Source organism: uncultured Aquabacterium sp. (assembly GCF_947366995.1).
In the GTDB taxonomy this organism is placed as follows: domain Bacteria; phylum Pseudomonadota; class Gammaproteobacteria; order Burkholderiales; family Burkholderiaceae_C; genus Aquabacterium.
This window is the reverse complement of record NZ_CANBCC010000070.1, coordinates 1-20782: the sequence shown is the minus strand read 5'-3', so window position 1 is coordinate 20782 and position 20782 is coordinate 1. Positions and strand designations below refer to the sequence as shown.

The window sequence follows — 20782 nt, the reverse complement described above, 5'->3', positions numbered from 1 at the left end:
CTACACGCCGAACGACACTCTTTCCCTACACGACGCTCTTCCGATCTCTTCCAGAAGCAGGTCGTGGCGGCCGACGTGATGGTGATGCCGCGCTCTTGCTCCTGCTCCATCCAGTCCATCGTGGCGGCGCCTTCGTGCACTTCACCGATCTTGTGGTTCACACCGGTGTAGAACAGGATGCGCTCGGTCGTGGTGGTCTTGCCGGCGTCAATGTGTGCCGAGATACCGATATTGCGGTAGCGCTCGATCGGGGTCTTGCGTGCCATGTGGTCACTCCAGATTGGACAAAGCGCCGGCCGCGAAACTCGCAGGCCGGACGCTCGGGTTGCAGACAGGCTGCAGGTGGTGAATTAGAAGCGGAAGTGCGAGAAGGCCTTGTTGGCTTCGGCCATGCGGTGCACTTCATCGCGCTTCTTCATCGCGCCGCCACGGCCTTCAGCGGCCTCCAGCAGCTCGTTGGCCAGGCGTTGGGCCATCGACTTCTCGGAACGCTTGCGCGACGATTCCTTCAGCCAGCGCATCGCCAGGGCGATACGACGGGCGGGACGAACTTCAACGGGAACCTGGTAGTTCGCACCACCCACGCGACGGGACTTCACTTCCACCACGGGCTTGATGTTGTTCAGCGCGACAGAGAAGATCTCCAGCGGATCCTTGCCGGCCTTCTTTTCGACCTGCTCCAGGGCGCCATAGATGATGCGCTCTGCAACGGCCTTCTTGCCGGATTCCATGATCACGTTCATGAACTTGGACAGCTCGACCGAACCAAACTTCGGATCGGGCAGGATTTCACGCTTGGGTACTTCGCGACGACGAGGCATTTCGATTCCTTTCAATGCTTCAGTTGATGCGGGCCTTGGCCCCACATCCGGGATCTCATCAACTGATCAGAGAGACCCCACTTACTCGGTGAGCGCCGGACCATCCGGACGACACCGCCACCTCGGCCATGCCAGCAGGGTGCCCCTTGCGGGTGACACACCGATGACGCAGACCGACTCTGCTGCTCAGGCCGATCAGGCCTTCTTCGGGCGCTTGGCGCCGTACTTCGAGCGGGACTGCTTGCGGTCCTTGACGCCTTGCAGGTCAAGCGAACCACGCACGATGTGGTAACGCACACCGGGCAAGTCCTTCACACGGCCGCCGCGCACGAGCACCACCGAGTGCTCTTGCAGGTTGTGGCCTTCACCGCCGATGTACGAGATGACCTCGAAACCGTTGGTCAGGCGCACCTTGGCAACCTTACGCAGAGCGGAGTTCGGCTTCTTGGGGGTCGTGGTGTACACGCGGGTGCACACACCACGGCGCTGCGGGCAGTTCTGCATCGCAGGCGACTTGGACTTCGTGACCTCGACCTGACGGCCATGGCGCACGAGCTGGTTGATCGTAGGCATTAGTTTGGTTCCCGTTGAAAAAACACTTGCATGACAGACACTTGGCAGCAGCCTGAACGAGCCGCCGCGGTGCCTGGGACAAGCACAAAACGGCCCTCACGCCCCGCATGCCAGGCACTGCACGCCCCCGAAGGAGCGGTCTTGCCCGAACTGCGCGGTCACGCGAAAGCCGAAAAGCCTTCCATTGTAGTGGCGCACCGTCGGGCTTGGCAAGCCGCGGGCGCGCAGATGGCGCCGATCAGGCCGCGGCCGACGTGTGTGGCAGCCGCCCCGCCATCGGGCCGAGGGAGCCCTCGCTCGGCAAAAGGGCGTCGGGCGCGGCCCGCTCGGCCTTCAAGCGCTGGTACAGCGGAGGGTGGACGAGGCGCCATGCCAGCACGAGCGCCGCGGCCACGGCCAGAGCGAACAAGGCCATGAAGCCGGCGTAGCCCAGCAGCGGCGCCAGGGGCCGCGCCACCCCGAGGAAGACGGCCACACTCCAGCCGGCAGCGCTGAAGGCACCGGCACGGGCGGCGCGGGCGGCCACATGCGCCAAGGGCCGCGCCGCCCGGCGTGGATCCAGCAGGCTGGGGAGCACCACTCGGTGGAGGTAGAAGCCGTTGGCCGTCAGCAGCAACACCACGGTCAGCTTGGCCATGAGCTTCGGTTTTGCAAGGATGGCCGCCCAGGCAAAGCCGGTGTCCACACCGATGATGGCCAGCCCGCTCAGCCACAAGCCGGCCAGCGCCCATGCCACCGCATGAGACGCCTTGCCAAGCAGCATGCTGTCGATCCGATGGCGGCCCAGCAAGGCGTAGTCCCCGAAGGCCACCGCCGCTGCCGCTGCCATCAAGGCGCCGAGATGCGCCAGCACCAGAAACATGCGGACGACTTCTTCCATCACTTCTCTCCCGATGTCTGCTTTTCCATGACAGACGCACTTTATGTGTCCGAAGAGATGGATTTGTATTGTGTTTGTAAGGAGTGTCGCGGTGAACACCCCCTCAGAAGGGCCGCATGCCCGGTGGCGCATTACGTCCAAATGGCAGGTTTCCGTCCCCGACGTGGCGACAGCAGGTGCGAGCGGGGGCCGTGCAGGCGGCAATTCGAGGGGAGACCCTGAGGTGACGGAAGGGGCGGCTCCTCACAATCGGTTCGAATACATCACCCCAGCGGCTGCCCGTGCAGCGGCACACCGACAAGGAGAGACTCATGCAATCGACACGCTGGCTGGCGGGTTTGGCGCTGGTTGCGCTGACGCCCCTGGCGGCCCAAGCCACCACCGCCACCTTCGACTTTTACGGGAACGGGCCGCTGCTGGAGCAGGCGTCTACCCTCCCTGTGTTCACCAACGGGACGCTGTCGCTGGAGGCCAGCGCGAAAGCCAAGGGCGCGTCGGCCCAGGTGGTTCTGAGCAACACCGGGCTGGGCGTGGAAGGCGGCGCGTTTGCCAACAGCATTGAGAGCAACACGGGCGACGCCCTGACGCTGACCTTCAACCAGACGGTGAACCTGAGCGCCATTCAGCTCTCGTACTGGGACAAGGACGGCTGGCTCACCACCGGTGACCGCGCGACGTTGAGCTGGGGCGGCAACACGCTGACGCTGGGCACGGGCAGCCTGCAGGGCTCCAGCGGCTGGGAGTCGACGAGCTTCTCGCTGACCGGCGTGGTGGGCAAGACGTTTACCCTGACAGCCACGGGAACCGGCACCCAGTTCCGCCTCGCCGGGCTGTCTGCCACCCCGGCCGTGCCGGAGCCAGGCACCTGGGCCACGATGGGGCTGGGCCTGCTGGGCGTGGCCGCAATCGCACAGCGCCGCCGGCGCGCTGACTGAGGATGGGCCGGCCGCGGAGTACGCGGTGGCCGTGAAAAGCAAAGGGCCCAGTTGGGCCCTTTCTTCTTTTGGTGAAGCGCTTGCGGTCAGGCCGCACGTGGGTGATGCCGGTGCGTCAGCCTCGACGCCGAGCCCATGCCGCAACCCCCGTCCCGAGGCGCAGCCCCAGCCAGGTGGTGACGGCCACGGCGGCGACGGCGGAACCGTCTGCCAGCCAGGTAGGGAGCCCGTTAGACAGCACGAGATCATGGACCAGTCCCAGGCCGAACGGCAGGCCGGCCACGAAGCCGGCCATGACGCCCAGCTTCTCTGCTTCCAGCGCGGTGCGCTCGCCCCGATGAGCGGAACCCGAACGAATACCAATCGTTGAATGAGCCATGTTGAACCTCCTTCGGTCAAGCCATGGCCGCAGTCTAGAGGAAAACCCGCAGACTTAGGTGAAAACCCTTGTAATCAAATGCGTCAAAAGCCGACGGCGCCCGAGGGGGGCGTCAGGGGGGCGAGCAGCATGACGAGGTCTTCCTCGTTGAATTTGTCGGCCAGAGCGCCGTCCTCACCGAGCACCGCCTCGGCGAGGAGGGCCTTGCGCTGCTGCAGCGCCAGCATGCGCTCTTCGATGCTGCCCGCCACGACCAGGTGGTAGGCGGTCACGGGATCGGTCTGCCCCAGGCGGTGGGCACGGTCGGTGGCCTGACGCACCACGGCAGGGTTCCACCAGGGGTCGAGGTGGATGACGGTGTCGGCCGCCGTGAGGTTGAGCCCCACCCCGCCGGCCTTCAGGCTCAGCAGCAAGACCGGCACCTCGCGGGCCTGGAAACGGGCGACGGCCTCGGCACGCCGGGCGGGCGGCATGTCCCCGGTCAGGGACAGTGCATGGCACCGGATTTCATCGAGCAGGTCGGCGACCAGGCCCAACATGGTCGTGAACTGCGAAAAGACGAGAATGCGCCGACCGGCTTCGAGCAGTGCCGGCAGCTGCGCACGCAACCAGTCAAGCTTCGCCCGGGGCGCGGTACGGGGCAGCGGCGGCGCCCCCGGGACCAGGGCGGGATCGCAGCAGACTTGCCGCAAGCGCAGCAGGGCATCGAGCACGGTCAGGTGGGCGCCGTGGAAACCATGGCGATCGAGCGCGCGGCGCACAAGGTGGTCGGCGGCGACCCGGACCGTTTCATACAGGCGGCGCTGCGCGCCTTCCAGCTCGACCGCCTGGATGACGTCGGTGCAGGGGGGCAGTTCGGCGGCCACCTCGGCCTTGCGGCGGCGCAGGATGAAGGGCCGAACCCGGCCGGCCAGCAACTGCGCGCGGACGGATTCCCCGTTCTTCTCGATGGGGTCTCGCCAGCGGCGCTGGAAGCTGCGCCAGTCGCCGAGGAAACCGGGCATCAGGAAATCGAACTGGGCCCAGAGTTCGCCGAGGTGGTTTTCCAGCGGCGTGCCGCTGAGACAGAGTCGATGCCGGGCGGGCACCTGGCGCACGGCGGCCGCGGCCCGGCTGCCGGCGTTCTTGACGGTCTGGGCCTCGTCCAGCACGAGCAGGTGCACGGGCAGGGCTTCAAACACGGCCCCATCACGCCACAGCAGGGGGTAGGAGGTGAGGATCAGGTCCACCTGCTGCAGACAACCGGCATGCTGCTGCCGCTGGGCGCCGTGCCACAGGTGCACGCGCAGCCCGGGCGCCATGCGGCGCGCCTCGGCCGCCCAGTTGAGCAGCAGCGAGGTGGGCGCGACCACCAAGGCGGGTCGGTCCAGCCGGCCGGCGGCGCGTTCCGTGAGGATGTGCGCGAGCGCCTGGGCCGTCTTGCCCAGGCCCATGTCGTCGGCCAGGATGCCGCCCAGGTTCTGCGCCCGGAGGTGCTGCAGCCAAGCCAGGCCCTGCAGTTGGTAAGGACGCAATTCAAGCTGGAGGCCCGGCGGCGCTGCGACAGGCGGGGGACGTCCCGCCTCCCGCAAGCGCGCGGCGAGGCGGGCCAAGCCGGCATCACCCTGCAGCGCCCACTGACCCACCGGGCCGGCACGCTGCGGCTGGCTCGCGGCCAGCGTGTCAGCCAGCGAGAGGAGGCGCGCCGCGTCCGTCGGATGCACGGCGAGGGGCCCGGTGGCGGTGGCAGGGCGCTCCATCAACAGGTCGAGCAGCGTGGCGACGATGGCTTTCAAGGGCGCGGCGGGCGCCTCGATCTGCACACCGCCGGGCGCACGCAGCCGCACCAGGCTTCGGGGGTCGATGTCGGCCAGTTGCCGGGCATCGAGCCAGCGCCGGTCGCGACGCAACAGGTCGGCCAGCATGGGGGCCAGGTCGAGCACGCGGCCCGCCACCTCCACGCCCAGGCTCACGAGCCATGACCCCGTGCCGCGCGGCGCACCCAGCCCCGTGGGTGCAGGCAACGCTGGCGGCAAGGGCTCGGCCGGCTCCCAGCTGACTGGCTCGCCGTCGGGGCTGCGCACCACCAGCCGCCAGGCCGACACGGGCGTGCTCTGGTGGGCGAAGCCGGGGCGGACGACGACCTGCCAGTCCTCACGCTGAAGCACCGGCACCTGCTCGGCCCAGAAGTCGCCGAAGTCTTCCTCCTGAATCAGGCTCCAGAGGGGGAGCTCGGGGCCGCCCAGTTGCGCCGCGAGCGCCGGGGCACGCCATTGCAGGGCGTCGTGGGGCAGCGGACGAAGCCCCATGGCGCGCAGGCGGTCCAGCGCCTCGGCCTCGGCCTCGCGTTGACGGTGGAACGGCCGGTGCGCCCCCTCGGGCGTCGCGAATGCAGGGGCGGGGGACCTCGCGAGGCTCAGCACCGAGGGCGCCGCGGGGGCCGTCCAGACCAGCCCCTGAGGGTGGGTGTAGACCCAGTCTGCCCACGCCACGGTCACCTGCCCGCCGCGCGGTCCGAAGGCCCCGACCGGCGTCAGGCCCAGCAGCCCGTCACCACGGCCCAGCGTCTCCAGGGTCAGGCGCGGCCGGAAGCGGACACCCTCGTCGTCGACCATGGCTCAGGCTGGCGCACCGCGCCCGCTCACTTCGTGGCCGGCCTGCGGGTGCAGGCGCAGGTAGGCCAGCCCACCGACCACACCCAGTCCACCGCACAGAAGAAAGGCCCAGCGGAAATCGGCCAGGGCCAGCGTCGTGCGGTCGGACGCGGCCATGGCGAGGTTCAGGAGGCCCGCCGCCAGCGCCGTGCCCAGCATCGCGTTGATGGGATGCAACATGCTGGAGATGGTGGCGGCCGTGCCGCGCAAGCGGTCCTCGAGGTCGGCAAAGCTCAGCGTGTTGAGGCTGGTGAACTGCATGGAGCGAGTCAGGCCGGCCAGGACCAGCAAGGGCAGCAGCAGCCACAGGGGGGTGTCCGGGCCGAGCAGGCTGCACGCCATGACGCTGGCGCCCAGAGCCATCCCATTGGCGACCAGCACGGGGCGGAACCCGAAGCGCCGCAGCACCGGTGTCGTCACACTCTTCATCGCCAGGTTGCCTGCGAAATAGGCCATCACCAGGCTGCCGCTGGCCGCGGCGCTCCAGCCAAATCCCACCTGGAACAACAGGGGCAGCAGGAAGGGCGTGGCCGCGATCGCCACCCGGCTGCAGGTGCCGGCCGACAGGCTGCACAGGGCAAAGGTCGGCACGCGGAACACCGTGAGGTTCAGCAGGGGGCGGGGATGGCGCTGCAGGTGCCGCAGCGCCACGGCGCCGAGGGCCAGGCCGATGGCGATGAGCGTCAGCGACCCCACCCACGGCAGTTGCTGCTGCGAGGCGATCTCGAGCCCGAGCATCACGCAGACCAGCGCCGCGCCGGTGAGCAACGCGCCGCGGTGGTCGAAGGCGCCGGGCTCGCGGGCCCGCACATCCGGGATGTGACGCTGCACCAGCCAGACCCCGACCAGGCCGATCGGCAGGTTGATCCAGAAATTCCACCGCCAGTCCAGCCAGGCGGTGATGGCGCCACCCAGCACCGGACCGATCACCGGACCGATCAGTCCGGGCCAGGTGATGAGCGCGGTGGCCTCCAGCAGGTGGCGCTTCTCGGCTTGACGCAGCACGACCATGCGGCCCACCGGCATCATCAGCGCGCCCGCCCCGCCCTGCACAGCCCGGGCCACCAGAAAGCTGCCGACGCCGGGCGCCAGTGCGCACCCGACCGAGGCCAGCGTGAACAGCGCGATGGCGCCACCCAGCACGACACGCGCGCCAAAGCGCTCTGCCAGCCACGCGCTCACCGGAATCAGGGCCGCATTGCACAGCAGGTAGACCGTGATGGCGGCACTCATCTCGACCGGCCGCACGCCAAAGGTCTGCGCCATCTGCGGCAACGAGGTCGTCAGGATGGCGCTGTCGAGCGTCTGCATGAAGAACGCGCTGGCCACGATGAGGGCGATCAGGCGCGTGTCACGCGGGAGGGGGGAGGGACGAAACCACATGGGGGATGCCGATGCTAGCAGCAGGCACAATCCGGGGCTGCGCCGAGGGGCGCCCATGCGCAGCAGGACCAGCATGTCGGACGACTACCAGATCGAGATCCCGCCCTCGTTTCAGGCGCTTCATACCAACGCGCGGGGCCGCCTGCTGATTCCGCTGGTCGACTTCCGCGCCCGCTACGAGCTGTGCGAGGACCTCGCCCAGCACCTGACCGAGCACTGCCGCAGCATCCATGTGGAGATCGGCGTGGACGAGCAGGACGTGCTCGAACGGTGCCATCGCGGGCTCGTGGGACCCGACGCCGTGGTGGCCGAGAACGAGGCCGGCTGGGTGGTGACCCGCCTCGCAGAGTTGCTGGACTGGCCGGCGCCCACCTTCCTGCCCGACGCGCCATGAAAAAAGCGCCAGCCCCATTCGGGACTGGCGCTTTCAGCTGAAGCGCGCCCGGGATCACGCGGATCCCGGTGTCGGTCTTCACTCGGCGGCGGTCTCGCCGCCTTCGGCCGGGGCCGCGTCGGTCGTTTCCTCGAGGGCAGCCAGTTCCATGGCAGCACGCTCCTGGGCCTCCTGCATGGCGATGGCGCGACGCTCGGTGTCGTCCATCTCTTCCTTGGCGCGACGCGCCTGGTGGAAGGCCATGCCGGTGCCGGCGGGGATCAGGCGACCCACGATGACGTTTTCCTTCAGGCCACGCAGCTCGTCGCGCTTGCCCATGATGGCAGCCTCGGTGAGCACGCGGGTCGTTTCCTGGAAGGAAGCGGCCGAGATGAAGGAGTCGGTCGACAGCGAGGCCTTGGTGATGCCCAGCAGCACATCGCTGTGCGTGGCGATCATCTTGCCTTCGGCGCGCATGCGGTCGTTGGTGTCCAGCAGTTCCGAACGCTCGACCTGCTCACCGGCGATGTAGTGCGTGTCGCCCGGGTTGACGATCTGCACGCGGCGCAGCATCTGGCGAACGATCACCTGGATGTGCTTGTCGTTGATCTTCACGCCCTGCAGACGGTAGACGTCCTGCACTTCGTCGACGATGTAGCGAGCCAGCTCTTCGATGCCCAGCAGACGCAGGATGTCCTGCGGGTCGGCCGGACCGTCGACGATGGATTCGCCCTTGTTGACCACCTGGCCTTCGTGCACCAGGATGTTCTTTTCCTTCGGAACCAGGTCTTCCCACACCTTGCCGTCCGGGTCGGTGATCTGCAGGCGGACCTTGCCCTTGGTTTCCTTGCCGAAGGACACCGTGCCGGTGATCTCAGCCAGGGCGCCCTTGTCCTTCGGGGAACGGGCTTCGAACAGCTCGGCCACACGCGGCAGACCGCCGGTGATGTCGCGGGTCTTCTGACCTTCGATGGGGATGCGGGCCAGCACTTCGCCCGGCGACAGGTCCTGACCATCGCGGATCTGGATCAGCGCGCCGACCTGGAAGCCGATGGTCACGGCGTGGTCGGTGCCGGGGATCTTCACTTCGGCGCCCGAGGCGTCCAGCAGCTTGACCTGCGGGCGAACGACCTTGGCCGCACCGCGGCGCTTCGGGTCGATCACGACCAGGGTCGACAGACCGGTCACTTCGTCCACCTGCTTGGCCACGGTCACGCCTTCTTCGACGTTCTCGAACTTGGCCTGACCGGCGAACTCGGTGATGATCGGACGGGTCAGCGGATCCCAGTTGGCCAGCACGGTGCCAGCCTTGATGGTCTGGTCAGCCTTGACGGTCAGGATCGCGCCGTACGGCACCTTGTGACGCTCGCGCTCACGGCCGTGCGGGTCGGTGATCACGATTTCGCCCGAACGCGAAATCACGACCAGCTCGCCCTTGCCGTTGGTCACGTAGCGCATCGTGGCGTTGAAGCCGATGATGCCGTCCGACTTGGCTTCCACGCTCGAGGCGATGGCAGCGCGCGAAGCGGCACCACCGATGTGGAACGTCCGCATGGTCAGCTGGGTGCCCGGCTCACCGATCGACTGTGCTGCGATCACGCCCACGGCCTCACCGGCGTTCACCAGGCCACCGCGGCCCAGGTCACGGCCATAGCACTTGGCGCACAGGCCGAAGCGCGTGGCGCAGGTCAGCGGGGTGCGGACCTTGACTTCGTCGACACCGGCGGCTTCCAGCAGGTCGAGGGCGTCCTCGTCCAGCATCTGGCCAGCCGACACCACCACCTGCTGGGTCTCGGGGTGCAGCACGTCGATCGCAGGCACGCGGCCCAGGATGCGGTCGCGCAGCGATTCGATGACTTCACCACCTTCGACCAGTGCGCGGGTGTTGATGCCCTGATCGGTGCCGCAGTCCTCGGTGGTGACCACCAGATCCTGGGTCACGTCGACCAGACGGCGGGTCAGGTAACCCGAGTTCGCGGTCTTCAGCGCCGTGTCGGCCAGACCCTTACGGGCGCCGTGGGTCGAGATGAAGTACTGCAGCACGTTCAGACCTTCACGGAAGTTCGCCGTGATGGGGGTCTCGATGATGCTGCCGTCCGGCTTGGCCATCAGGCCCCGCATGCCGGCCAGCTGGCGGATCTGGGCCGCGCTACCGCGGGCACCCGAGTCGGCCATCATGTAGATCGAGTTGAACGATTCCTGGTCGACTTCGTTGCCGTTGCGGTCGATGGTCTTCTGCTTCGACAGCTGCGACATCATGACCTTGCCGACTTCGTCGCCGGTCTTGCCCCAGATGTCCACCACCTTGTTGTAGCGCTCACCGGCGGTCACGAGACCCGAGACGTACTGCTGCTCGATCTCCTTCACTTCCTTCTCGGCCTTCTCGATCAGCTCGTACTTCTGCTTCGGCACCAACATGTCGTCGATGCCGATGGAGATGCCGGCGCGCGTGGCCAGACGGAAACCGCTCTGCAGCAGCTTGTCGGCCAGCACCACGGTTTCCTTCAGGCCGCACTTGCGGAACGAGGTGTTGATGAGCTTGGAGATTTCCTTCTTCTTGAGCGCCTTGTTGATGTTGGCAAAAGGCAGGCCCTTCGGAAGGATCTCGGACAGCAGCGCACGGCCGACCGTGGTCGCCACGAGCTTGGTCTCGGGGATGAACTCGCCCGTTTCCTTGTCCTTCGTGTACTCGGTCAGGCGCACGTTGATCTGTGCGGTGATCTCGACCACGCCGTTGTCCAGCGCACGCTGCAGCTCGGCCAGATCGGAGAAGATCATGCCTTCGCCCTTGCCGTTGATGCGCTCGCGGGTGGCGTAGTACAGACCCAGCACCACGTCCTGCGACGGCACGATCGACGGTTCGCCGTTGGCCGGGAACAGCACGTTGTTGGAGGCCAGCATCAGCGTGCGGGCTTCCATCTGGGCTTCGATCGACAGCGGCACGTGGACGGCCATCTGGTCACCGTCGAAGTCGGCGTTGAAGGCCGCGCAGACCAGCGGGTGCAGCTGGATGGCCTTGCCTTCGATCAGCACGGGCTCGAAGGCCTGGATGCCGAGACGGTGCAGCGTGGGCGCACGGTTCAGCATCACCGGGTGTTCCTTGATCACTTCTTCAAGGATGTCCCAGACCACCGGCGTGCCGGATTCGACTTCCTTCTTCGCGGCCTTGATCGTGGTGGCGATGCCCATGGCTTCCAGGCGCGCGAAGATGAAGGGCTTGAACAGTTCAAGCGCCATCAGCTTCGGCAGACCACACTGGTGCAGCTTCAGGGTCGGGCCCACGGTGATCACGGAACGACCGGAGTAGTCGACGCGCTTGCCCAGCAGGTTCTGACGGAAGCGACCGCTCTTGCCCTTGATCATGTCGGCCAGCGACTTCAGGGCGCGCTTGTTGGCGCCCGTCATGGCCTTGCCACGGCGGCCGTTGTCGAGCAGCGAGTCGACGGCTTCCTGCAGCATGCGCTTTTCGTTGCGCACGATGATTTCCGGGGCCTTCAGCTCGAGCAGGCGAGCCAGACGGTTGTTCCGGTTGATGACGCGGCGATACAGGTCGTTCAGGTCGGAGGTCGCGAAACGACCGCCGTCCAGCGGCACCAGCGGACGCAGGTCCGGCGGCAGCACGGGCAGGACTTCCAGCACCATCCAGTTGGGCTTGATGCCCGACTTCTTGAAGGCTTCCATGACCTTCAGGCGCTTCGAGTTCTTCTTGACCTTCAGCTCGCTGCCGGTCATGTCGTTGCGCAGCTTGTCGATCTCGACGTCGAGGTCCATCTCGGCCAGCAGCTTCTGGATGCCTTCGGCGCCCATCAGGGCCTCGAATTCATCGCCGAACTCCCGGCGCTTCGCGTCGTAGTCGTCCTCGGACATGATGCTGAACTTCTTCAGCGGGGTCATGCCCGGGTCCACCACCACGTACGCTTCGAAGTACAGCACGCGCTCGATGTCGCGCAGCGTCATGTCGAGCACCAGGCCCAGACGCGACGGCAGCGACTTCAGGAACCAGATGTGCGCGCACGGCGCAGCCAGCTCGATGTGACCCATGCGGTCACGGCGAACCTTGGTCTGGGTCACTTCGACGCCGCACTTCTCGCAGATCACGCCGCGGTGCTTCAGGCGCTTGTACTTGCCGCACAGGCACTCGTAGTCCTTGATCGGGCCGAAGATCTTGGCGCAGAACAGGCCGTCACGCTCGGGCTTGAACGTGCGGTAGTTGATCGTCTCAGGCTTCTTCACCTCGCCGAAAGACCACGAGCGGATCTTCTCGGGCGAGGCCAGCCCGATCTTGATCGCATCGAAATGCTCATCGGGCGTGAATTGCTTGAACAGGTCCAGCAAACCTTTCATGGGGCGCTCCTATTCCTATCTCAGTTGCGTTCCAGCTCGATGTCGATACCGAGCGAACGAATTTCCTTGACCAGCACGTTGAACGACTCGGGCATGCCGGCGTCGATGGAGTGCTCACCCTTGACGATGTTCTCGTAGACCTTGGTACGGCCGTTGACGTCGTCGGACTTGACCGTGAGCATTTCCTGCAGCACGTATGACGCGCCGTAGGCTTCCAGTGCCCACACTTCCATCTCACCGAAGCGCTGACCACCGAACTGCGCCTTACCACCCAGCGGCTGCTGCGTGACGAGCGAGTACGGACCGGTCGAGCGGGCGTGCATCTTGTCGTCGACCAGGTGGTGCAGCTTCAGCACGTGCATGTAGCCCACGGTGACCGGACGCTCGAAGGCGTCGCCCGTGCGGCCGTCATGCAGGATGGCCTGCGTGCGGGTCGGCGTCAGGCCCTTGGCCTTGGCGATGTCGGCCGGGTAGGCCAGCTGCAGCATCGCGCGGATTTCCTCTTCCTTGGCACCGTCGAACACCGGGGTGGCGAACGGCATGCCCTTCGAGAGGTTCTGCGCCATCTCGATCACCTCGTCGTCGGAGAAGCTCGAGATGTCTTCCTTCTTGCCGCCGGACTGGTTGTACAGCTCGTCGAAGAACTTGCGCAGCTCGGCCACGGCGGCTTCGCGCTGCAGCATGTCGCCGATGCGCTGACCGATGCCCTTGGCAGCCCAACCCAGGTGCACTTCCAGAACCTGACCCACGTTCATCCGCGAAGGCACGCCCAGCGGGTTCAGCACGATGTCGGCAGGGGTGCCGTCGGCCATGTAAGGCATGTCTTCGATCGGAACGATCTTCGACACCACGCCCTTGTTGCCGTGGCGGCCGGCCATCTTGTCGCCAGGCTGCAGGCGGCGCTTGACGGCCAGGTGAACCTTGACCATCTTCAGCACGCCGGCGGGCAGCTCGTCGCCTTGCGTCAGCTTCTTGCGCTTTTCTTCGAAAGCGAGGTCGAAGCTGTGGCGGGTTTGCTCCAGCGAGTTCTTGATGCTTTCCAGCTGGTTGGCCAGCTCACCGTCTTCCGGACGGATGTCGAACCAGTGGAACTTGTCCACCGAGCCCAGGTAGGCTTCGTCGATCGCCGTGCCCTTGGCCAGCTTGTTCGGGCCGCCGTTGGCGACCTTGCCGATCAGCAGCTTCTTGATCCGGTCGAACGCGTCGGCTTCCACGATGCGCAGCTGGTCGTTCAGGTCCAGGCGGAAGCGCTTCAGCTCGTCGTCGATGATCTGCTGGGCGCGCTTGTCACGCTGGATGCCTTCACGGGTGAAGACCTGCACGTCGATCACGGTGCCCGAGGTACCCTGGTCCACACGCAGCGACGTGTCCTTCACGTCCGAAGCCTTCTCGCCGAAGATGGCGCGCAGCAGCTTCTCTTCCGGGGTCAGCGTGGTTTCGCCCTTCGGGGTCACCTTGCCGACCAGCACGTCGCCGGGGCCGACTTCGGCGCCGATGTAGACGATGCCCGACTCGTCCAGACGAGCCAGCTGGTTCTCAGACAGGTTCGGGATGTCGCGGGTGATTTCTTCCGAGCCCAGCTTGGTATCGCGGGCCATCACCACCAGTTCCTCGATGTGGATCGAGGTGTAGCGGTCTTCGGCGACCACGCGCTCCGAGATCAGGATCGAGTCTTCGAAGTTGTAGCCGTTCCAGGGCATGAAGGCCACGAGCATGTTCTGACCCAGGGCGAGTTCGCCCAGGTCGGTCGATGCGCCGTCGGCCACCACGTCACCCTTGCCCACCAGGTCGCCGCGCTTGACGATCGGACGCTGGTGGATGTTGGTGTTCTGGTTGGAACGCTGGTACTTGATCAGGTTGTAGATGTCGACGCCGACTTCCCCAGCCACGGTTTCCGCATCGTTCACACGGATCACCACGCGGTTGGTGTCGACGTAGTCCACGATGCCGCCGCGCTTGGCGGTCACCACCGTGCCCGAGTCGACCGCGGCCACGCGCTCGACACCGGTGCCGACCACGGCCTTTTCAGGGCGCAGCACAGGCACGGCCTGACGCTGCATGTTGGCGCCCATCAGTGCGCGGTTCGCATCGTCGTGCTCGAGGAAGGGCACCAGCGAGGCCGCGACCGACACGATCTGCGTCGGGGCCACGTCCATGTACTGGATGCGCTCGGGGCTGGTCAGCACCGATTCGCCCTTTTCACGGGCCGACACCAGTTCGTCGATCAGGCGACCTTCTTCGTCCAGCTTGGCGTTAGCCTGGGCGATGACGTACTTGCTTTCCTCGATGGCCGACAGGTAGTCGATCTGGGTCGTCGTCTTGCCATCCACCACGCGGCGGTACGGCGTCTCGAGGAAACCGTACTCGTTCAGGCGGGCGTACAGAGCCAGCGAGTTGATCAGACCGATGTTCGGGCCTTCCGGCGTCTCGATCGGGCACACGCGACCATAGTGGGTCGGGTGCACGTCACGGACTTCGAAGCCGGCGCGCTCGCGGGTCAGACCACCCGGGCCCAGGGCCGAGACACGACGCTTGTGCGTGATCTCGGACAGGGGGTTGGTCTGGTCCATGAACTGCGACAGCTGCGACGCACCGAAGAACTCCTTCAGCGCCGCAGAGATCGGCTTGGAGTTGATCAGGTCGTGCGGCATCAGGGCTTCGGTCTCGGCCTGGCCCAGACGTTCCTTGACGGCCTTCTCGATGCGAGCCAGACCCGAGCGGTACTGGTTTTCGGCCAGTTCGCCCACGCAACGCACGCGGCGGTTGCCCAGGTGGTCGATGTCGTCGACTTCACCGCGACCGTTGCGCAGCTCGACCAGGATCTTCACGACGGCCAGGATGTCGTCGTTCGACAGGGTCATCGGTCCGGTCGATTCGTCGCGGCCCACGCGGGCGTTGAACTTCATGCGGCCCACGCGCGACAGGTCGTACGTGTCTTCCGAATAGAACAGGCGCTGGAACAGGGCCTGCACCGCGTCTTCGGTCGGCGGCTCGCCGGGGCGCATCATGCGGTAGATGGCGACACGGGCGGCCAGCTCGTCGGCCGTCTCGTCGGTGGCCAGCGTCTGGCTGATGTAGGCGCCCTGGTCCAGTTCATTGGTGAACAGAATTTCCAGGTCCAGGATGCCGGCGGCACGCAGCTTCTTCAGCAGCGTTTCGGTCAGCTCTTCGTTGGCCTTGCCGATGATCTCGCCGGTCTCCGGGTCGATCTGGTTCTTGGCCAGCACGCGGCCGAGCAGGAAGTCTTCGGGCACGCTCAGGTGCGTGGTGCCGGACTGCTCCAGGGCGCGGGTGTGGCGCGCGGTGATCCGCTTGTCCTTCTCGACGACGACAGCACCCGACTTGTCGGTGATGTCGAAGCGGGCGATCTCACCCTTGAAGCGCTCGGGCACGAAGGCCAGCTGGGCGCCGACGTCCATCAGGCGGACCTGGTCGTTCTGGAAGAACGTGGCCAGGATCTGCTCGTTGTTCATGCCGATGGCCTTCAGCAGGGTCGTCACCGGCATCTTGCGGCGACGGTCCACACGGAAGTACAGCAGGTCCTTGGGGTCGAACTCGAAATCGAGCCACGAACCGCGGTAAGGAATGATGCGGGCGCTGAACAGCAGCTTGCCCGACGAGTGGGTCTTGCCCTTGTCGTGCTCGAAGAACACGCCGGGCGAACGGTGCAGCTGCGAGACGATGACACGCTCGGTGCCGTTGATGATGAAGGAGCCGTAATCGGTCATCAGGGGCACTTCGCCCATGTAGACCTCTTGTTCCTTCACTTCCTTGACCACCTTGGACTGGGACGTGGACGTCTCACGGTCGTAGATGATCATCTGCAGGCGTGCACGCACGGCCGACGCAAACGTCAGACCCCGCAGCTGGCACTCGCGCTCATCGAAAGCGGGTTTCGCGATGTTGTACTCGATGAACTTCATCTCGACGAAACCGTTGTGCGACACAATCGGGAACGCCGAGATGAAGGCGGCCTGCAGGCCTTCGGGCTTGCGCTGCTGCGGTGGCACGTCCTTCTGCAGGAATGCGACGTAGGAGTCCTTCTGCATCGTCAGCAGATACGGGACATTCAGCACGCTGCCACGCTTGGCAAAGCTCTTGCGAATCCGCTTGCGCTCGGTGTAGCTGTAGGGGGTTGCTTGCGCCATAAACTCTCCGTTTCGGACACCCAAGACGGGTCGGTCCGCTTCGAATTCCGCCTGCGCCCTGGCCAAGGGAACAGACCGTTGTTCGGCGACTGGCCGTTCAGATATTGCATCTGAGGCTTGGTGGTTGGCCACTACCAACCGCTGGCAGACAACCCGGGCATTGCACCCAGGCTCGACCAAACCGGTTCTCCGCAGTCGGTTCAGAGAACACTCGAAAAGCCCTCCAGTGTACTACTGGCGGGCCTTTCGAGTGATCTCAGGGTTTTATACCCTGAAAAGCCGAAAGCTGCCCCCTTGCGAGGGCAGCTGTGCACGTCGGTATTCCGACTGGCCACCAGGGTGGCCAGGTGGGGAATTACTTCAGTTCGGCCTTGGCGCCGGCTTCGACCAGCTTCTTGACGGCAGCTTCGGCGTCGGCCTTGGCCACGCCTTCCTTGACGTTCTTCGGAGCGCCGTCGACCAGGTCCTTGGCTTCCTTGAGGCCCAGACCGGTGATTTCGCGCACGGCCTTGATGACGCCGACCTTGTTGGCGCCAGCTTCGGTCAGAACGACGTTGAATTCGGTCTTTTCTTCAGCGGCCGGGGCAGCAGCGCCACCGCCAGCGGCGGGAGCGGCCATGGCGGCAGCGGACACGCCGAACTTCTCTTCGATGGCCTTGACCAGCTCGGAGAGTTCCATCACGGACATGCTGTCCAGGGCGGTCAGGAATGCGTCTTTATCGAATGCCATTTTGGGTTCCTAAAATCGGTTGGATGTTGATTCAGTACGAAGCGGTCGCTCAGGCAGCCGGAGCTGCTTCTTCGGCGGCGGGGGCGGCAGCGCCACCCTTTTGCTCGCCGACGGCGGCCAGGACGCGGGCCAGACCCGAGATCGGCGACTGCAGCAGGCCACAGATCTGGGCCAGCAGCACTTCCTTGCTCGGGATCGAGGCCAGGGCCTTCACGCCATTGGCGTCGAGGGCCTTGCCGGCGTACGCGCCAGCCTTGATGACCAGCTTGTCGTTGCCTTTGGCAAAGTCGGCGATCACCTTGGCGGCAGCCACGGCGTCTTCAGAGAAGCCGTAGATCAGCGGGCCGCTCATGGACTCGGCGGCGACTTCAAACGGCGTGCCGGCAACGGCGCGACGTGCGAGGGTGTTCTTCAGCACGTGAAGATACACACCTTGTGCACGGGCGGTCTTGCGCAGCGCGTCGAGTTGAGCCACCGTGAGACCGCGGTACTCAGCCAGTGCCAGCGTCTGCGACTTGCCCGCCTGGGCAGCCACTTCCGCGATCACGGCTTCTTTCTCGTTGCGATTGAGACTCAAGGTCTACTCCTTAAAACATGCCTTTCGACCACCGGCCACAGGGCACGGCGACCTCCAGGCACACCCGGTTGCAGCGACCTTCTGCCTCGGAACCCAGGGTCACCTTGCGGCGGCCGTGGAAACCTTCAACAGCGGGTTCGCCATCTGCGTAGGCTGGAAAATTAAGCCTCGGCACGCCTGTACAAGCGCGCGCCTCGACGCCTACGGTCTTTGATAGCCTGCGGCGTTGCCGCCGCAGCCCACCAATTCATTACGAGCACACCCACCAGACTCGTGAGCGGATCGGCAGGCCGGCGCCGGGCGCCGGGCCTGCAGTGTCTTGCGACGGTCAGCCAGCGGTGATGCTGTTGACGTCGACGCGCACGCCCACGCCCATGGTCGACGAGACGGCGACCTTGCGCAGGTACACGCCCTTCGACGACGCGGGCTTCAGCTTGGTCAGCGCTTCGAGCAGCGCAGCCAGGTTGCCCTTCAGCTTGGCGTCGTCGAACGAGCGACGGCCGATCGTGCCGTGGATGATGCCGCCCTTGTCGACGCGGAACTGGACCTGGCCAGCCTTGGCGTTCTTGACAGCGGTGGCGACGTCCGGGGTCACGGTGCCGACCTTCGGGTTCGGCATCAGGCCGCGGGGGCCCAGCACCGTACCCAGGGTACCGACGATGCGCATCGTGTCCGGCGAGGCGATGACCACGTCGAAGTTGATGTTGCCGGCCTTGACTTGCTCGGCCAGGTCTTCCATGCCGACGATGTCTGCACCAGCGGCCTTGGCTTCTTCAGCCTTGGCGCCCTGGGCGAACACGGCGACGCGCTTGGTCTTGCCGGTGCCGTTGGGCATCACGACGGCGCCACGCACCACCTGGTCCGACTTCTTGGCATCCACGCCCAGCTGCACGGCCACGTCGATGGACTCATCGAACTTGGCGGTGGCGGCGCCCTTGATCAGGGCCAGGGCCTCGTCCAGGGCGTACAGCTTGGTCGTGTCGACCTGGCCCATGGCTTGTTGACGCTTGGTTTGCTTGGCCATTACACGCCCTCCACGATGATGCCCATCGAACGAGCCGAACCGGCGATCGTGCGGACAGCAGCGTCCAGATCGGCGGCGGTCAGGTCCTTCTGCTTGGTCTTGGCGATTTCTTCCAACTGAGCGCGGGTCAGCTTGCCGACCTTGTCAGACTGGGGACGTGCCGAACCCTTCTCGATCTTGGCAGCCTTCTTCAGCAGCACCGTTGCGGGCGGCGTCTTGATGATGAAGGTGAAGGACTTGTCTGCGTAGGCGGTGATCACCACGGGCAGCTTCAGACCGGGCTCGACGCCCTGGGTCTGGGCGTTGAACGCCTTGCAGAACTCCATGATGTTCAGGCCGCGCTGACCCAGCGCGGGACCGACCGGCGGCGACGGGTTCGCCTTGCCAGCCGGGATTTGCAGCTTGATGAAGCCGACAATCTTCTTGGCCATGTTTTCTCCTAGAACCCGGCTGACGGCCTGTCATTCGGGTCGAGTGCTAGCGCCTGGTTCGACATCGGCTGGCGCAAGCGCCTTGGTCGATGCCCGTCCGGGCTCCTCATGTCGCCGTCTCGTTGGCGACTGGTCACGGCAGTTGTTCTGGGGGCGCCTTGATTCTTGCGAGCAAAGCACAGCCACCCCGCTGCGAGGGGAAAGACCGCGATTCTATGCCGAGTCGAGCCACGTTGGCAAGCCCTCGACATCCCGCGGGCAAAGAAAAAGGCCCCGAAGGGCCTTACGCTGGTTCGCCGGGAGGCGAGCACCCCGGATCAGATCTTTTCGACCTGACCGAAGTCGAGCTCCACCGGCGTGGCACGACCGAAGATGGTGACCGAGACGCGCAGCTTGGACTTGTCGTAGTTGACCTCTTCGATGGAGCCGTTGAAGTCGGTGAACGGGCCTTCCTTGACACGCACCACTTCGCCCACTTCCCATTCGACCTTGGGACGCGGCTTCTCGATGCCTTCCTGCATCTGGTTGACGATCTTCATGACCTCGTCTTCCGAGATGGGCACCGGGCGGTTCTTGGCGCCGCCAACGAAACCAGTCACCTTCGAGGTGTTCTTCACCAGGTGCCAGCTGTCGTCGCTCATGACCATTTCGACCAGGACGTAGCCCGGGAAGAAACGGCGCTCGGTCACGGACTTCTTGCCGTTCTTGACTTCGACAACCTCTTCGGTCGGCACAAGAATGCGGCCGAACTGCTCCTGCATGCCGGCGCGGTCGATGCGCTCGCGCAGGTTGCGCTCGACGGCCTTTTCCATGCCGGAATAGGCGTGCACCACGTACCAGCGCAGCGGGGCAGCGTTGGCGGGGGTGGTCTGAACGTCGCTCATGGGGTCAACCTCGCTTGTTGGATCGTTAGGGACTGCCGTCACTGCTTCCAGCCGAGGATCAGGCTGTAGATCACCCACTCCAGCGACTTGTCGGTCAGCCAGAGGAACAGCGCCATGATCACCACGAAGGCAAACACGTACAGCGTCATCTGCGTGGCTTCGGGGCGGGTGGGCCACACGACCTTGCGGAGCTCCTTCAGCGCATCCTGGCCGAAGGCGATCAGTTCCTTGCCGGGCGCCGAGGTGAAGAACACCCCCACGGCCGACGCGACCAGCACCAGCAGCGCGATCACACGCAGCCACAGGCTCTGCTGGCCCAACAGGTAGAACGCGACCACGCCAGCCACCACCAGCAGGCCGGATGCGGCCAGCTTGGCCTTGTCGGCGCTGGTCGTGACGGTTTCGACGGACGAAGTAGACATGAAGGTGGTGATTGAGGCAGCAAAGCCCGCAAACCGTTGGGCCTGCGGGCTGCTGTGAGACAGCGGCGGTCTTGTGTTCAGCGGGTGGCAGGGGCAGAGGGAATCGAACCCCCAACCTTCGGTTTTGGAGACCGACGCTCTGCCAATTGAGCTATACCCCTATCGGCCACAAACTGAACAGAAACCGGATTTACTCGATGATCTTGGCAACCACGCCGGCGCCGACGGTACGACCGCCTTCACGG

General features: G+C 65.5%; 16 protein-coding genes and 1 tRNA gene. 2 read left to right on the top strand and 15 right to left on the bottom strand.

Annotated elements, in window-relative coordinates; all coding sequences use genetic code 11:
* Nucleotides 1–350: 350 nt before the first annotated feature.
* From rpsG to Q0Z44_RS15300, 3 genes are all read right to left on the bottom strand, one after another.
* Nucleotides 351–821, bottom strand: a complete 471-nt coding sequence (gene rpsG, locus Q0Z44_RS15310; RefSeq protein ID WP_109033895.1) for a 30S ribosomal protein S7 — start codon at nt 819–821, stop codon at nt 351–353.
* Between the two features lie 195 nt (nt 822–1016).
* Nucleotides 1017–1394: a 30S ribosomal protein S12 gene (gene rpsL, locus Q0Z44_RS15305; RefSeq protein WP_058088974.1), complete on the bottom strand. Its 378-nt coding sequence runs from the start codon at nt 1392–1394 to the stop codon at nt 1017–1019.
* A 238-nt stretch (nt 1395–1632) separates the two neighbouring features.
* Nucleotides 1633–2274 (bottom strand): hypothetical protein, encoded by a 642-nt coding sequence (locus Q0Z44_RS15300; protein ID WP_298014275.1) that lies wholly within the window; start codon nt 2272–2274, stop codon nt 1633–1635.
* 311 nt (nt 2275–2585) lie between these two features.
* Between Q0Z44_RS15300 and Q0Z44_RS15295 the strand changes: the two genes are divergently transcribed.
* Nucleotides 2586–3209 (top strand): PEP-CTERM sorting domain-containing protein, encoded by a 624-nt coding sequence (locus tag Q0Z44_RS15295; protein ID WP_298014273.1) that lies wholly within the window; start codon nt 2586–2588, stop codon nt 3207–3209.
* A 115-nt stretch (nt 3210–3324) separates the two neighbouring features.
* On the opposite strand, the gene Q0Z44_RS15290 is transcribed toward Q0Z44_RS15295, so the two are convergent.
* The 3 genes from Q0Z44_RS15290 to Q0Z44_RS15280 all read right to left on the bottom strand — a co-directional run bounded on the left by Q0Z44_RS15290 (nt 3325) and on the right by Q0Z44_RS15280 (nt 7604).
* Nucleotides 3325–3588: a hypothetical protein gene (locus Q0Z44_RS15290; RefSeq protein ID WP_298014270.1), complete on the bottom strand. Its 264-nt coding sequence runs from the start codon at nt 3586–3588 to the stop codon at nt 3325–3327.
* Between the two features lie 83 nt (nt 3589–3671).
* The gene (locus Q0Z44_RS15285; RefSeq protein ID WP_298014267.1) at nt 3672–6182 is read right to left on the bottom strand and encodes a DEAD/DEAH box helicase; all 2511 of its coding nucleotides are present in this window, start codon (nt 6180–6182) and stop codon (nt 3672–3674) included.
* Between the two features lie 3 nt (nt 6183–6185).
* Complete coding sequence (locus Q0Z44_RS15280; protein ID WP_298014264.1) at nt 6186–7604, bottom strand: MFS transporter; 1419 nt, start codon at nt 7602–7604, stop codon at nt 6186–6188.
* Between the two features lie 55 nt (nt 7605–7659).
* Between Q0Z44_RS15280 and Q0Z44_RS15275 the strand changes: the two genes are divergently transcribed.
* Entirely contained in the window at nt 7660–7998 is a 339-nt protein-coding gene (locus Q0Z44_RS15275; RefSeq protein WP_298014261.1) for a hypothetical protein, read from the top strand.
* A gap of 78 nt (nt 7999–8076) precedes the next feature.
* Here the strand turns inward: Q0Z44_RS15275 and rpoC are convergent, their stop codons facing one another.
* The 9 genes from rpoC to Q0Z44_RS15230 form a co-directional block, all read right to left on the bottom strand.
* Nucleotides 8077–12321: a DNA-directed RNA polymerase subunit beta' gene (gene rpoC, locus Q0Z44_RS15270; protein WP_298014258.1), complete on the bottom strand. Its 4245-nt coding sequence runs from the start codon at nt 12319–12321 to the stop codon at nt 8077–8079.
* A 20-nt stretch (nt 12322–12341) separates the two neighbouring features.
* Entirely contained in the window at nt 12342–16469 is a 4128-nt protein-coding gene (gene rpoB, locus Q0Z44_RS15265; protein WP_298014255.1) for a DNA-directed RNA polymerase subunit beta, read from the bottom strand.
* A gap of 355 nt (nt 16470–16824) precedes the next feature.
* Nucleotides 16825–17199: a 50S ribosomal protein L7/L12 gene (gene rplL, locus Q0Z44_RS15260; RefSeq protein ID WP_109033873.1), complete on the bottom strand. Its 375-nt coding sequence runs from the start codon at nt 17197–17199 to the stop codon at nt 16825–16827.
* Between the two features lie 49 nt (nt 17200–17248).
* Complete coding sequence (gene rplJ, locus Q0Z44_RS15255; RefSeq protein WP_298014252.1) at nt 17249–17776, bottom strand: 50S ribosomal protein L10; 528 nt, start codon at nt 17774–17776, stop codon at nt 17249–17251.
* Nucleotides 17777–18104: 328 nt separating this feature from the next.
* Nucleotides 18105–18800 (bottom strand): 50S ribosomal protein L1, encoded by a 696-nt coding sequence (rplA, locus tag Q0Z44_RS15250; RefSeq protein ID WP_298014250.1) that lies wholly within the window; start codon nt 18798–18800, stop codon nt 18105–18107.
* Entirely contained in the window at nt 18800–19231 is a 432-nt protein-coding gene (gene rplK, locus Q0Z44_RS15245) for a 50S ribosomal protein L11 (protein WP_109033869.1), read from the bottom strand. The genes rplA and rplK overlap by 1 nt, the downstream gene beginning before the upstream one ends.
* A gap of 317 nt (nt 19232–19548) precedes the next feature.
* On the bottom strand, nt 19549–20115 hold the full coding sequence (gene nusG / locus Q0Z44_RS15240) for a transcription termination/antitermination protein NusG (RefSeq protein WP_298014248.1): 567 nt from the start codon (nt 20113–20115) through the stop codon (nt 19549–19551).
* A 38-nt stretch (nt 20116–20153) separates the two neighbouring features.
* On the bottom strand, nt 20154–20537 hold the full coding sequence (gene secE, locus Q0Z44_RS15235) for a preprotein translocase subunit SecE (RefSeq protein WP_298014246.1): 384 nt from the start codon (nt 20535–20537) through the stop codon (nt 20154–20156).
* Nucleotides 20538–20622: 85 nt separating this feature from the next.
* Nucleotides 20623–20698 (bottom strand) — tRNA-Trp (locus Q0Z44_RS15230).
* Nucleotides 20699–20782: the final 84 nt, after the last annotated feature.

Coding starts and splice junctions, on each gene's coding strand:
- rpsG (WP_109033895.1), bottom strand. CDS start 821: ATGCCTCGTCGTCGCGAAGTACCCAAGCGTGAAATCCTGCCCGATCCG.
- secE (WP_298014246.1), bottom strand. CDS start 20,537: ATGTCTACTTCGTCCGTCGAAACCGTCACGACCAGCGCCGACAAGGCC.
- rpoB (WP_298014255.1), bottom strand. CDS start 16,469: ATGGCGCAAGCAACCCCCTACAGCTACACCGAGCGCAAGCGGATTCGC.
- rplA (WP_298014250.1), bottom strand. CDS start 18,800: ATGGCCAAGCAAACCAAGCGTCAACAAGCCATGGGCCAGGTCGACACG.
- Q0Z44_RS15275 (WP_298014261.1), top strand. CDS start 7,660: ATGCGCAGCAGGACCAGCATGTCGGACGACTACCAGATCGAGATCCCG.
- rplK (WP_109033869.1), bottom strand. CDS start 19,231: ATGGCCAAGAAGATTGTCGGCTTCATCAAGCTGCAAATCCCGGCTGGC.
- rpsL (WP_058088974.1), bottom strand. CDS start 1,394: ATGCCTACGATCAACCAGCTCGTGCGCCATGGCCGTCAGGTCGAGGTC.
- Q0Z44_RS15295 (WP_298014273.1), top strand. CDS start 2,586: ATGCAATCGACACGCTGGCTGGCGGGTTTGGCGCTGGTTGCGCTGACG.
- nusG (WP_298014248.1), bottom strand. CDS start 20,115: ATGAGCGACGTTCAGACCACCCCCGCCAACGCTGCCCCGCTGCGCTGG.
- rplL (WP_109033873.1), bottom strand. CDS start 17,199: ATGGCATTCGATAAAGACGCATTCCTGACCGCCCTGGACAGCATGTCC.
- rpoC (WP_298014258.1), bottom strand. CDS start 12,321: ATGAAAGGTTTGCTGGACCTGTTCAAGCAATTCACGCCCGATGAGCAT.
- Q0Z44_RS15300 (WP_298014275.1), bottom strand. CDS start 2,274: ATGGAAGAAGTCGTCCGCATGTTTCTGGTGCTGGCGCATCTCGGCGCC.
- Q0Z44_RS15290 (WP_298014270.1), bottom strand. CDS start 3,588: ATGGCTCATTCAACGATTGGTATTCGTTCGGGTTCCGCTCATCGGGGC.
- Q0Z44_RS15280 (WP_298014264.1), bottom strand. CDS start 7,604: ATGTGGTTTCGTCCCTCCCCCCTCCCGCGTGACACGCGCCTGATCGCC.
- Q0Z44_RS15285 (WP_298014267.1), bottom strand. CDS start 6,182: ATGGTCGACGACGAGGGTGTCCGCTTCCGGCCGCGCCTGACCCTGGAG.